This is a genomic window from Dyadobacter sp. HNCC25DJ184, from assembly GCF_056895215.1.
Genome location: NZ_JBXHAQ010000003.1, coordinates 406,788 through 419,513, shown reverse-complemented (window position 1 = coordinate 419,513; position 12,726 = coordinate 406,788). Strand labels below are relative to the sequence as shown.

Here is a 12,726-nt window from a genome sequence, read left to right as displayed (position 1 = left end):
AACGAAAAAATTCTCACGCATATATAGTTCAAAATCTGTAAATAGGTTGATTGTGAAGAACTAACGAATTGAAAAATGGGGGTGAAAATTTTAAAAAATTGTTGCAATTTTTCCCATGTGCGGCTCACATCGCGACAATTCTTGGTGACTAAATGAATTTTTAGGTGACTTACCGCGACTGATAACGATTATTTGGGGTGTCGTTATATACATTTGTTATTTATTATATTAGTGGTGCCCAACTTTTCATTAGCAGTTCGCGTTTCCAGTCATGAGGGCTTAAGAATCTCGAATCGTCCGGACCTAGAACTTTCAACAATTTTTTATCTCAGTAAGTATGGTGAGTGATTATAATATAGATAACCCAGTGAGTGACTTTGTTCCATTTTCGACATATCAGGCCGCTCGGGCGATATCGCGCACGGTTGAGGATCATTTTCTTCATCATCATAGCATTACCGACCTTATTCCCGGACCAGATCTTGCCCCAAGACCCGATGCGAGAGCTGTGGAACGGTTGGTCGATACGACATTCTGGACCAGTCTGAGAAAGGAGGAGGGCCGGGCGCCCAAGATTTCCATCGCATTTTTACCGCCAGAAATGTCGGGCGATCCACTCATTTTTGGCCACAACCTTGAGTTTAAATCAGATGTGTTGATAAAGCTGGCACCTGCTGTTGAGCGTTCAGGGATACACTTGGGTGTTTGGTATGATGATAACGGCCTGTACATATGGGGAACAACCCGCGTAATCCCAGCTTTGTGTTTCGTTATAGAGGTGGTTGAGCCGGGCGTGCTGGTCATCAAGCATCGTCGCAGAGATGGATATGGCAAGTTCGTGAACGTTGCTGTGCTGAAAGGAGACCAGGTGAAGATCGTGGACGATGCAGCTGCCAGGGTTCCTGACTGTCCTTCAGTTGTCAATAATATGATAGGGTTTCACGAAACCAGTTTATGGAACAATTCATCCAATATTCAAGTGCTTCTGGCCGCTTCGATGCGCGCTCATGGCCGAGGAGGCATATTGCTTGTTGTCCCGACCGGAAATGAAAACTGGCGTGAGTCGATCGTGCACCCGATATCTTACAGTGTATCGCCGACTTTCACAGAACTTTCTGAACTGAGCAAGTTAAAGCCAGGAAAGGAGCACTTTGCAGAATGGCAAAGCAGATTGACTCAGTCCATTAACAGTATGGCTGGCCTCACCGCAGTGGATGGAGCGACCATTATAAATGATCAATATGAGCTGCTGGCTTTCGGCGCTAAAATAGCCAGAGGGCAAGGGAAAGCTCCAATTGACGAGATATTGCTAACAGAGCCTGTTGTGGGAAATGTCGGTCGGGTTATACCGCCCGTTCAGAATGGTGGAACCAGACATTTATCGGCTGCCCAGTTTGTGCACGATCAGCGGGACGCGATCGCGTTGGTAGCATCTCAAGATGGTCGGTTTACTATTTTTTCCTGGTCAAAATGCGAACAGAAGGTTCAGGCCCATCGAGTAGATGTTCTGTTACTTTAAGTTACGGTCAAAAGATTTCCAGTTGGTTCGGATCGCCTTTTGACTTAAAGGCCGACTTTGTTTCACCAAAATTGGAAATTGAAATCCCTAGAAGTCGAATAGGCCGATCCTGAAGATCCAGTTTTTCCAGAAGCGTTTTCGCTGTTTCATATATTGTATCCAGATCCGAAACGGGATGCGGAAAGGATTGATTTCTGGTCATCAAAGTGAAGTCGCCGAACTTGATCTTCAAGGTGACGGTGCGACCTGCGAGACTATTCTTTTGTAGTCTTTTATGAACCGTTTGGCTAATGGCGTAGAGTTCTTTTGCCATTTCTTCCAATTCAGTCAGATCATGTGAAAAGGTATCTTCGGCGCCAACTGACTTTGTTTCACGGTCGGCGAGAACGGGGCGGTGGTCAATTCCTCTTACCACTCTGTATAAGAACCCGCCCAGTTTTCCAAAGGATTTAACCAGTTCGTTTTCGGTGACAGCCTTTAAATCTGCCCCTTTGAAATAACCTAATGAATTCATTTTTGATGCTGTCACTCTCCCAACACCAAAAAAATCTTCCACTGGCAGGTTTTCCATAAAATGCTCGATTTTAGATGGGCCAATAAACGTAAGCCCGTCGGGCTTGTTCAGGCCGGAAGCTATTTTAGCGACAAATTTATTGATGGAAACTCCGGCTGATGCCGTCAGATTCAGTTCGTCGCGGATCGCACTTTTGATTTGCACCGCAATTTCTATCGCAGAACTTACGCCCAACTTGTCTTCCGTAACATCCAGATATGCTTCGTCAAGCGACAGCGGCTCAATTAAGTCCGTATATCGCTCGAATATTTGACGAATGTGGCGGGACACCTGCTTGTACGCGTCAAATCTTGGATAAACAAATATGATATGGGGACAAAGCTGCAAGGCTCTTTTGGACGTCATAGCCGACCGCACCCCGAACTTTCTGGCCTCATAACTGGCGGTCGCCACAACGCCTCCACGACCTTCCGGGGACCCGCCAACAGCAATTGGCTTACCGCGATATGCCGGATTGTCGCGTTGTTCCACTGATGCGTAGAATGCGTCCATATCGATATGGATGATTTTGCGCAAATGGTTGGCCTTCATATTTGAAACATCTGGTTCGGGCATAGATGACATGCTAACTTTAACCTGAGTTGCTGGCAATAAAGTTTCTCACTTTTTCAACAAAAACAAATTTAATCAGGTGACTAGTTAGGACTCAAAGTTGTCAGCCGACAGCCGAAGACCGTCGGCCGAATCATTAAACCATTATTAAAAAATAAATGCAGCGCATCAAATCCAACTGTTTTTACGTATTTGAAGGTGAAAAGATAGAATAATGGATGACTTATTTTTACAATCGACGCATACACGGATAATGAAAGATTTTTGGAATGAGACCCTGAAAAGGGTTTGTGCATTCGCTTTGCTGGTTTCTGTACTTTATTACCCTGCTATGGGTCAGGATAAATGTGGTACGATGACGATTCTTCAAGAAAGATTTAAGGAACAGCCGAGTCGGAAAATTTTGTTCGATCAGAGAGAATTGCAATTTCAAAGCCGCGTTGCACAACAGCTCCAAAGCACCAAAACCCTTAAAACCGGCGGACTGGTGACTATACCCATTGTTATCCATGTTGTGATGCGGCAGCAATCTTTGGCCACGGATGCTCAGCTAATGGCTCAGATTGATACGATCAATAAAGATTATGCCGGGTTAAATGCGAGAGCAAATCTGATCCCAGATTATTTTAAAAGTCTGTTTGGTCAATCGGGTATTCAGTTCAAGCTCGCACAGCGAACACCAGACGATCAGCCAACTACTGGTATTGTGAGATATAGTACTTCGGTCACTTCCTTCAACTATTTATCTGACGATATAAAGCATGCATCTCGGGGTGGAGCTGATGCATGGGATCCCACCAGATATCTCAATGTATGGGTATGTGCGTTATCTAATGATATTTTAGGATATGCAACATTTCCAGATGATGGCGATCCTGACGAGCAGGGTATTGCAATTTCATATCTAGGCTTACCAGGTTCCAGCAACAAGTCGTTTGACGGAGGAAAAACGTTGACACACGAGATAGGGCACTATTTCAATTTGTATCATATTTGGGGAGACGACAATGGTGCATGTTCCGGAACGGACTATATTGACGACACTCCCAATCAGGCAAATAGCACAAATTCCGTAAAGTCGGGTATTGTTACGGACGCTTGTAATACCGCTTCTCCGGGAATTATGTATCAAAATTTCATGGATTATACACCGGATGTGTGTTTGTTGATGTTTACGAAAATGCAGGTGGCGAGGATGGAGGCAGCATATGTAAATTTGCGGTCATATCTGGGGAATTCTAATGGCGCTACTCCCATCGATCTTAAAGTCAACGGAGCCTCGTTACGTTCAGTCACTTCCCCTGACCAACGACTTTGTCAAGACACGTTTGTTCCAAAAATAGTACTCAGAAACGACGGTTCGAAAACACTTACCTCAGCGACAATAACAGTTGATATTGACGGAGGGCAGTCTATTGTATACCAATGGACGGGATCGCTCGCTACTTACGTTCAGCAGGAGATCACTTTGCCGGAACTTACAACTTCCGTAGGGAATCATATTTTGACAGCAGTCGTTTCCAACCCAAATGGTGTGGCTGATGAAGATCCTTCGAATGATAGGCTGCAGTTTAATTTCATATATTATGAGCCTTTCGCGGCCCCGGTAACGGAAAGTTTCGAAGGGGATTTCGCACCGAAGGGATGGGATGTTGTGAACGAAGACGGGTTGACGACATGGGAAAGGACAACTGTTGCGTCCAAGACAGGAGCTGCGTCTGCAAGAATCCATAATTATGAATATAGCTCAATTGGTCAGAAGGATTATCTCCGAAGCCCAACCGTCAATATAGCGAGTGTTGATTCAGCGTTTGTTTCATTTCAGGTTGCTGCGGCAACATATTCGAATGCTGCGACGGCCAACAGTCAGTGGGATACATTGCAGGTGATGGTTAGTACCGACTGCGGCAAAACTTACACCAGTGTTTATAAAAAATGGGGCTCGAATCTGATCACTCGTACTGCAGCGACCCGGAGTGCTTTCACGCCTCTCGCTTCAGAGTGGCGAAAAGAGGAAATTGATATCAGTAAGTTTATTAGTTCAGGAGATGTTCTGGTCGCTTTTGTGAACACAACGGCGAATGAAAACGACATTTATCTGGACGATATCAATATCCGAACAGTTACCGTGAACGCCAACCTGAAAGAGGCCGGGTTTATGGTAACACCAAATCCGACTGATAAAGCTATTTCAGTTCAATTCTATCCCCATCCTGCTGGATTGGAAGGGGTTTATATATACAATTCGGCTGGTCAGAAAATAGCGGAACAAGTCATCACCGCGGCGGTGTCAACGAATGTCTACGACTTTGATCTCGTGAATAGTCCGGCGGGGCTCTATATCGTGAAAGCAGTATTTAAGGACAAGGTTTTGAATAAGAAATTTGTCAAGATCAGATAAAACAAAAGAGGTGCAACTTAGAAAATTGCACCTCTTTTGTTTATAAAATTCTCTTAACTACTACCTTACTGTTAGTTTGGGCTATGGCATAATCCCGAGCATTTTCCTCCGGTGGTGGTATGAATATCTGCTTTTTCTTTTTGCCATCCGTATGTACCCAATTGGCAGAATATATCTCAGGAAGCTGCCCGGAATAGATTGGTTTGCTATCGGAATACATAAAAACATCTTCGACTTCGTAAGCGACCTCGAGATTACTTCCTTCTATCACGTCACATATTATCTTCAGTGTCCCAAAATCTTCTTCCAGCCCTTTGATTCTTGCTTTTCCGTAAAACGGTTCTTCCTCAAACTCCCATCTCGTATAAAAATCAATGATGGTTCCAATTTGAGAATCTATATAGTCGACGGTCAGCAACTGCTCTTTGCTCATGGTGTTGTGTTTTCTGATACTCCTTTTTTTATTTGGGTGCCCGGAGACTTAGGTGTTTCAACAAATGTAATCGCAAACCTGATTTTTCCAAAAAATATTATTCGGGTATTTGAATTATTCTTGAAAATCCTTATCTGCAGCGAAATCTTGAAGTTGTGAGATGAGTTTATTTTCGAGGAGTATGTAACCGAGATCTATGTTACATGTTGTTTGAAAAGTGCGCGAATAATAAAGCGAAATCCAGGGCATTCTGTGAAATCTGCAGGAACGGAATAAGAAGCGCTGGGGATATCATGTGTTTGAAGGATATGCGTGGGATGACAAGTCGCGCATTAAGATGCTGGTTAACAAGTATATAGAAGGGGTATGTGGCGGAACAATATTACTATGGAACTGAATACAATCACTCCGAAAAGGCGTACAACTGGTTTCGGATGTTTGCCAGCATTCTTTCATGTTTTGGCAGAGATAAAGCTATTTTTATAGCTCGCTTAAAATGACCAATGCGTTTACATTGGGAAGTATCGGTAAAGAGAATATCATTGAAAAGGAGCCCGAGCTGGATGCAGAGAGAAATTTTGACGAAGATGCTAAAATGGTGAATTTTAAGGAGTTGAAAGGGAGTGGAGATGGCACCTTGTTTTATGACAAAGATCGGAATATTGTCGTGATCAAAGTGGCTGGAAAATGGATTAAAATGAAAGTCGAGGCACTTCGGGACGATATTTATAACCCCATTTAATAAGTTTTTGATTGAAAATGATTGAATACAAAAACCGGCCGGGATGATTGTACCCTCATAAACTACCGGTCTTTGGCGAAAGGTTGGGTTGTAGTTCGATTTTTTTTAAGAGCGGTCGTGCCAGATAAAAGAACTTGATAAAAATTTTATCAACCTCTTGGATATTACCTTTTAAAGTTATTTACTTTGTAATGCAAAGTACTTTTTGTTTTACCAATCTATCACGCCGATAAATGAAAAATGAAATCCTATCTAATCTGGACGATCCCGGGCAACTTGAAAGGTTGTATCGTGCAGACAAAGCAGCCTTTAAAAGGGAGTTCAAAACGGTATATCCGGAATTGAAAGGCAATCCTCTTGCCGGGTTCTGGTATGAAAGGCTGAATTTCGCGAATGAAGAAATATACTGGGGAAACAATAAGGAGCTGCTATTTGTATTTAGCCTCGCTCTGATTGCAGGTATGATTGCGACGATCCCTGCGATTTTTTCCATAGACGAAGAATTCTTCTATACCCGCAATATTGGATTCATCATTTTTCCGGCTCTATCCGCATATTTCGCTTGGAAGAATAGATTATCGACGGGTAAGGTGATTTTGATAGCCGCGATAATGATTGCCAGTGTGATCTTCATCAATTCACTCCCTGATGTGAAATTGAGTAACACCCTCAATCTGTCATGCCTTCATTTGGCGTTGTTATTGTGGGGCATATTGGGCTTTGCGTTTGAGGGCGAAAAAGCTGATCCGGTAGCGAAGCGTCTTGGCTATCTGAAGTATAACGGTGATCTGGTGGTAATGACAGCACTATTTGTCATTGCCGGAGGAATTATGACTGGAGTGACCCTTGGACTTTTCGAGCTTATTGGTTTAGATATTAAGGAGTTTTACCGCCAATATGTGATCGTTTTTGGATTGCCTGCGGTGCCGATAGTGGCGACATATCTTACGCAAACCAATCCCCACCTGGTTGGCAAGGTATCGCCGGTCATTGCAAAAATATTCAGCCCGCTGGTATTAGTTATGCTCGTGATATACCTCGCTGCTATTGTTTATTCTGGAAAAGACCCATACAATGACCGTGACTTTCTGCTGATTTTGAATGTTTTACTTGTTGGAGTGATGGCGATTATTTTCTTTTCTGTTACTGAAACAACCTCAAAAGCTAAAAATCAGGCTGAGATTTGGATACTTTTCATTTTGTCTGTTCTGACGATCCTCGTGAATGGAATTGCGCTGTCGGCCATTTTGTTCCGGATATCGGAATGGGGTTTTACGCCCAACAGAACGGCAGTTTTAGGCAGCAATCTGTTGATATTGATTAATTTACTTCTCGTTGCCCTGCAACTTTATGGAGTTGTTTCGAAGAAAAAGGATATATCCGGCGTAGGGAAAGCGATAGCTACATATCTGCCCATATACATCTTATGGACGATCGTCGTGACGTTTATATTCCCTTTAATATTCGGGTTTAATTAATTGATGGATTTTTTTAAACTCGTATGCCCGAATTGGTGAGGTGATTTCGCATCACTTCACCATCCTCTCAAATAGCTCCCGCTGCTCGATTAGAGCTTTAACTTTATCAGCAGGATCAGTCCTGCATTCAAGCAATATCCAACCCTTATATCCCGCTTTTTTGAAGAGATTCATCAATTGTTGATAGGGATATTGCGGGTCGTTTAGCTCACGGACATGGCAAGTGTCGCCAAAACGGTTTTTTACGAGATTGAAATTATATTCCAATCCTCCTCCGATCAGATCCTGAGGATTACAATTCCAGCAGACAGTTGCATTTTTGTCGGTGGCTGCATCCATAATAGCCTTTATATTAGGGAGTTCCTGTGTCTCTTCGCCGTGCACTTCCAATCTGATTTGTTGACCGAAGTCACGGGCATAAGTGGCCAGTTCGCTTAAAGAGCGTCCGATCTGTTCAAGGGTTTTAGCTGTGGGGACTTCCTTATGGAGGGCATTTGGTTTTACCTTGACTCCTGTTCCACCCACGTCCGCACTCAACCGGATAAATTCTTTTGTTCTTTCGATCGACTTTTTCAACCGCTCCGGATCTACAAAATCATATTGTTCGTTCGTGCCCAGTCCTACAATTTCGATCGGACTGTCTTTAAACATTTTCTTTACCTCAGACCTTTGTTGAGGAGTCAGATCGGGCATTACTTTGTGAGCATGATCGACCCTGAGTTCAACTCCATGAATACCTGATAGTTCGCAATTTTTAATAAGCGTGGGAACGTCCCAATCCTTGCCCCACTGGTACGTGACAAGGCCAAGTTTCATTCTGCTTTTGGCTGGAGTACTGTTGCCAAACGAATCAATTGGGAGAGCGGAGGCAGCGGTTAAAGATGCCAGATAGTTGAGAAATTCGAGTCTGGTTATGTTTTGCATAATAGAATATCCTGATCAGTTTAGAGTGAAAGAACTGGGCACATATAGAGCTACTGATAAGATGAAGATTTTTGAGCATGCCCATATGTTTTCCAATATGTTTTTTATATGAATATTTCAAGTTCCGGCAGGCAGTTGTGTAGGTCGGTCGTACATTTGAAGTAAATAAGGTTAAGTATATGTCTCAGACCAAAAATTCATTCCTTAGAACCGGCGTTTCCGTGTTTTTATTAGCAGGAATGCTGGCTTGCACTCACCGTTATCAGGTGAGAAAGGGCGATTATAAAGAATATGGGATCAGTTCTGAAATAGGAGAGGATTCGTCGATTGTTAAATATTATCTGCCGTATAAACAAAAAATGCAGGCGGAGATGAGCACTGTCATTGGCAAGTCGGATGTGATTATCAGCGGTGGCAGAAACCCCGAAACGTTATTGGGCAATTTCTTTTCTGACGCTGTCCTGGCTCAAGGGTTAAAGCTTGATCCGACGATACAATTTACGTTTGCGACGAAAGGTGGCCTTCGCGGTGGTCTTCCAAAAGGAGATATCACAATTAACGATGTATTTGAGTTGATGCCTTTTGAAAATGAACTTATGTCGCTAAGGCTGAGAGGGGCTGAAGTGCAAAAGTTAATAGATTTCATTGCGCAATCTGATGGTCAGCCGGTGTCGGGTCTGACTATGAGAATACGGAATAATAAGGCATTTGATGTAAAAATTGAAGGTAAACCATTTGATCCTGCTTTAACATACAACTTGTTAACCTATGATTATCTGGCTAATAGCGACGGAGAACTTTCGTTCTTGGGAAATGCGATAGAAAAGAAGACTTTGGGCAAAAGACTGAGAGACAGCCTTCTTGATCAGATTAAGGAAACAACGGCAAAAGGTGAAATTATAACCGCGAAATTGGATGGAAGAATTATCGTCGAAAATAAATAGAAGAGGCTTTCTGATAAAGTCTGCAGGGGCTATGGCGGTGACAGGGCTAGGATTGTATCCGCTTTCTGCCTGGGCAAAAGAGGATCAGGTTCAATTGACTATCTTGCGTACCAACGATGTTCACAGCCGTATCGAACCTTTTCCTATGGATGGCTCCCGAAATCAGGGAATGGGCGGTGTGGCGAGAAGAGCGGCTTTGATCAAAAAGATCAGGAATGAAAGTAAAAATGTACTTTTACTGGATGCTGGTGATGTTTTTCAGGGAACTCCGTATTTCAATTTGTTTGGTGGAGAACTGGAAATGAAGCTAATGACGGATATGGGATATGACGCCGCAACGATGGGAAACCATGATTTTGACAAAGGAATCGCCGGTTTTGTAAAGCAGTTGCCTCACGCCAGATTTCCATTTTTGGTAAGCAATTACGATTTTAAGAACACAGCATTAGCGGGATTGACCAAACCATATCATATTTTCAAAAAGCAGGGAATATCTATCGGAATTTTCGGTTTGGGAATCGAACTGCACGGACTGGTAAGCAAGGAAAATTACGGCGACACCATTTACCTTGATCCAATCCAAAAGGCAAACGAAGTGGCTTCGTTTTTGAGAAACGATAAGAACTGTGATATGGTTATCTGCCTGTCACATTTGGGGTATAGTTATAAAGAAAACAAGGTTTCTGATCAGGTTTTGGCGAAATCGACGCGTAATATTGACCTGATTATTGGGGGACATACACATACCTTCATGAAGGCTCCCGAAGACATATCTAATCTTGATGGAAAAATTACCACTGTTAACCAAGTCGGTTTTGCAGGAATCAATCTGGGACGGCTGGATTACTTCTTCGACAGAAAAGGCAGGAGTAAGCAGCGCGTAGCGGCGAGTGTATATCCGGTTCATGGGTATCCGAGTTGTTAGCTTTTAGTTGTTAGCTATTAGTTTTTAGATTAACCTGCCATCCGAGAGCACTGGGAGTCATCTTGATATCCGGGATGAAACTTATCGAGTCAATTGCATTTAAATCACTTCAATCACAGAAGTGATTTTTTATTTTTAAATTGTGACAAATAGAAACTTAATCTTCACTCCATTGATATCACATTTGCACTTCCGACTTAAACCTGGCCCCTATATCGCCGGTTTATTTTTTCTCTTTTTAATCAGTTTTTTCTACGTTAATGCAAATGCCCAAGCTCCAGCTGCGCAGGAAAAGCCTGATTCTGTTTTTGTGAGAGAGAACTATATCAAAACAGAAGTGCAGATTCCGATGCGGGATGGAGTTAAATTATTCACTGCGATCTATGCTCCGAAAGATATTGCAGACGGAAAACAGTACCCGATAGTCATCAACAGAACGCCGTATAGTATTGGTCCTTACGGCGTTGACAAGTACAAAGTCTCAATCGGGCCTTCGATGTTGTTTGCCAAAGAAGGTTATATCGTTGTATATCAGGATGTAAGAGGTAGGTATATGTCGGAAGGCGACTTTGAAGCATATCGACCATATATCCCCGTAAAAAAATCAAAAAGTGATATTGACGAAACTTCAGACACGTTCGATACGATTGATTGGCTTGTCAAAAATGTGAAAGGCAATTCCGGAAAAGTAGGCAGCTGGGGTATTTCCGCTCCGGGGTATTATGCCACGATGACCACTATTGATGCGCATCCTGCTTTGAAAGTCGCGTCTCCGCAAGCGCCAGTAACAGACTGGTTTATGGGCGATGACCGTCACCACAATGGAGCCTTTTTTCTGATGGGTACCTTTTCTTTTATATCGTCCTACGGCGCGCCAAGACCTGTTCAGGTACCGAGTGGTTATAAAGGGTTTTCCGATTACGGAACTCCGGATTCTTATGAGTTTTACATGAATATCGGCCCGATCAAGAATATCGACAAAAACATTTTCAAGGGTCAAAACCGGATATGGAACCAGCTAATGGAGCATGGTAATTATGACGAATTCTGGAAAAGCCGTACACCTGTGCCATATCTTAGAAATATAAAACCCGCTGTGATGGTAGTTGGTGGCTGGTTTGATCAGGAAGACTTATATGGGCCTTTGAAAGCATGGCAGGGTATTGAAAAGAATGCGCCGAAATCGCCTAATTATCTGGTAATGGGTCCATGGATTCATGGCGGATGGGCGAGAGGAACGGGTGAATATCTGGGTAACATCAGGTTTGGGTCGAAAACAAGTGCATATTATCAAAAAGAAATCGAGTTACCGTTGTTCAATCATTTTCTCAAAGACAAGCAAGATCCGGCTCTGCCTAAGGCTTTTATCTTTGAAACGGGAGCCAACGAATGGCGGAAATATGATCAATGGCCTCCTAAAACGGCTGTTGAGAAAAAGCTATATCTGCACGACGATGGCTCACTTTCATTTTCGCCAACCATGACAATCATGCAGGTAGGCGTGAAGCCTGCGTTCAATGAATACATAAGCGACCCGGCAAAGCCGGTTCCGTTCAGTGCCGAAGTCAGGATTATCCGTGGAAGCGATTTTATGTATGAAGACCAGCGTTTTGCAGCTCGCCGGCCAGACGTTTTGGTATATGAATCGGAGGTCTTGAAGGAAGATGTAGTAATCGCCGGGAATGTGTTGGCTAACCTCTTCGTTTCAACTTCCGGAACTGACGCAGATTTTGTAGCAAAGCTGATTGATGTATACCCCGGCGATGCTCCGAACGACAGCCCGACCAATCCGGCGATGAAAATGGGTGGCTTTCAATTACTGGTTCGCGGAGAGGTGATGCGGGCTAAGTTTAGAAAAAACTTTTCAAAACCAGAAGCGATGGTTCCCAATAAAATCGAACTTGTAAAATTTGACATGCAGGATGCATCGCACCGATTCAAAAAGGGCCACAAAATTATGGTTCAGATTCAGAGCTCATGGTTCCCGCTGGTGGATCGGAATCCTCAGAAATTTGTAAATATATATCAGGCTGAACAGGAAGATTTTCAAAAAGCAACGCATCGCGTCTATACATCCGGGCAAAGTTCTTCTTATATTGGAGTTCAGGTATTGGAAGGAAATTTGGATTGATACTTCGGCCGTCAGCATTCGGCATTCGGCGGTTGAGCGTTTCCAACATCCGAGATCCTTCTTAAAGCATTTTTAAAAAAGCCGATTGCCGAATGCGATATTA

The 12,726-nt window shown here is 43.2% G+C and carries 10 protein-coding genes; 7 read left to right on the top strand and 3 right to left on the bottom strand.

The annotated features are described in order from the left end of the window. The first annotated feature begins 337 nt into the window (after positions 1-337). Positions 338-1,519 (top strand): putative sensor domain DACNV-containing protein, encoded by a 1,182-nt coding sequence (locus AC1XUD_RS06860; protein WP_483360231.1) that lies wholly within the window; start codon positions 338-340, stop codon positions 1,517-1,519. Between the two features lie 7 nt (positions 1,520-1,526). Here the strand turns inward: AC1XUD_RS06860 and dinB are convergent, their stop codons facing one another. Continuing rightward, positions 1,527-2,624, bottom strand: a complete 1,098-nt coding sequence (gene dinB, locus AC1XUD_RS06855) for a DNA polymerase IV (protein WP_483360230.1) — start codon at positions 2,622-2,624, stop codon at positions 1,527-1,529. A 235-nt stretch (positions 2,625-2,859) separates the two neighbouring features. On the opposite strand from dinB, the gene AC1XUD_RS06850 reads away from it, so the two are divergent. Next, complete coding sequence (locus tag AC1XUD_RS06850) at positions 2,860-5,046, top strand: M43 family zinc metalloprotease (RefSeq protein WP_483360229.1); 2,187 nt, start codon at positions 2,860-2,862, stop codon at positions 5,044-5,046. Positions 5,047-5,086: 40 nt separating this feature from the next. Here the strand turns inward: AC1XUD_RS06850 and AC1XUD_RS06845 are convergent, their stop codons facing one another. Next, entirely contained in the window at positions 5,087-5,479 is a 393-nt protein-coding gene (locus AC1XUD_RS06845) for a hypothetical protein (protein ID WP_483360228.1), read from the bottom strand. A gap of 496 nt (positions 5,480-5,975) precedes the next feature. On the opposite strand from AC1XUD_RS06845, the gene AC1XUD_RS06840 reads away from it, so the two are divergent. Together AC1XUD_RS06840 and AC1XUD_RS06835 are read left to right on the top strand one after the other, a co-directional pair. Beyond that, positions 5,976-6,221, top strand: coding sequence for a hypothetical protein (locus AC1XUD_RS06840; RefSeq protein WP_483360227.1), 246 nt, complete (start codon positions 5,976-5,978; stop codon positions 6,219-6,221). A 233-nt stretch (positions 6,222-6,454) separates the two neighbouring features. Further along, positions 6,455-7,699: a hypothetical protein gene (locus tag AC1XUD_RS06835; RefSeq protein ID WP_483360226.1), complete on the top strand. Its 1,245-nt coding sequence runs from the start codon at positions 6,455-6,457 to the stop codon at positions 7,697-7,699. 51 nt (positions 7,700-7,750) lie between these two features. Here the strand turns inward: AC1XUD_RS06835 and AC1XUD_RS06830 are convergent, their stop codons facing one another. Next, the gene (locus tag AC1XUD_RS06830) at positions 7,751-8,623 is read right to left on the bottom strand and encodes a sugar phosphate isomerase/epimerase family protein (RefSeq protein ID WP_483360225.1); all 873 of its coding nucleotides are present in this window, start codon (positions 8,621-8,623) and stop codon (positions 7,751-7,753) included. Positions 8,624-8,802: 179 nt separating this feature from the next. Here AC1XUD_RS06830 and AC1XUD_RS06825 point away from each other — a divergent pair, with 179 nt between their 5' ends. The 3 genes from AC1XUD_RS06825 to AC1XUD_RS06815 all read left to right on the top strand — a co-directional run bounded on the left by AC1XUD_RS06825 (position 8,803) and on the right by AC1XUD_RS06815 (position 12,623). Next, positions 8,803-9,567, top strand: a complete 765-nt coding sequence (locus AC1XUD_RS06825) for a 5'-nucleotidase C-terminal domain-containing protein (protein ID WP_483360224.1) — start codon at positions 8,803-8,805, stop codon at positions 9,565-9,567. Beyond that, complete coding sequence (locus tag AC1XUD_RS06820) at positions 9,539-10,492, top strand: bifunctional metallophosphatase/5'-nucleotidase (protein ID WP_483360223.1); 954 nt, start codon at positions 9,539-9,541, stop codon at positions 10,490-10,492. Before AC1XUD_RS06825 ends, AC1XUD_RS06820 begins: the two co-directional genes overlap by 29 nt. A 142-nt stretch (positions 10,493-10,634) precedes the next feature. Continuing rightward, positions 10,635-12,623 carry a CocE/NonD family hydrolase gene (locus AC1XUD_RS06815; protein ID WP_483360222.1) on the top strand — a complete coding sequence of 663 codons (1,989 nt, stop codon included), beginning with the start codon at positions 10,635-10,637 and terminating at the stop codon, positions 12,621-12,623. Positions 12,624-12,726: the final 103 nt, after the last annotated feature.

What these genes read in the sequence shown, in the direction of transcription:
- AC1XUD_RS06860 (WP_483360231.1), top strand. Translation starts at nt 338, where the DNA reads ATGGTGAGTGATTATAATATAGATAACCCAGTGAGTGACTTTGTTCCA.
- dinB (WP_483360230.1), bottom strand. Translation starts at nt 2,624, where the DNA reads ATGAAGGCCAACCATTTGCGCAAAATCATCCATATCGATATGGACGCA.
- AC1XUD_RS06850 (WP_483360229.1), top strand. Translation starts at nt 2,860, where the DNA reads ATGGATGACTTATTTTTACAATCGACGCATACACGGATAATGAAAGAT.
- AC1XUD_RS06845 (WP_483360228.1), bottom strand. Translation starts at nt 5,479, where the DNA reads ATGAGCAAAGAGCAGTTGCTGACCGTCGACTATATAGATTCTCAAATT.
- AC1XUD_RS06840 (WP_483360227.1), top strand. Translation starts at nt 5,976, where the DNA reads ATGACCAATGCGTTTACATTGGGAAGTATCGGTAAAGAGAATATCATT.
- AC1XUD_RS06835 (WP_483360226.1), top strand. Translation starts at nt 6,455, where the DNA reads ATGAAAAATGAAATCCTATCTAATCTGGACGATCCCGGGCAACTTGAA.
- AC1XUD_RS06830 (WP_483360225.1), bottom strand. Translation starts at nt 8,623, where the DNA reads ATGCAAAACATAACCAGACTCGAATTTCTCAACTATCTGGCATCTTTA.
- AC1XUD_RS06825 (WP_483360224.1), top strand. Translation starts at nt 8,803, where the DNA reads ATGTCTCAGACCAAAAATTCATTCCTTAGAACCGGCGTTTCCGTGTTT.
- AC1XUD_RS06820 (WP_483360223.1), top strand. Translation starts at nt 9,539, where the DNA reads ATGGAAGAATTATCGTCGAAAATAAATAGAAGAGGCTTTCTGATAAAG.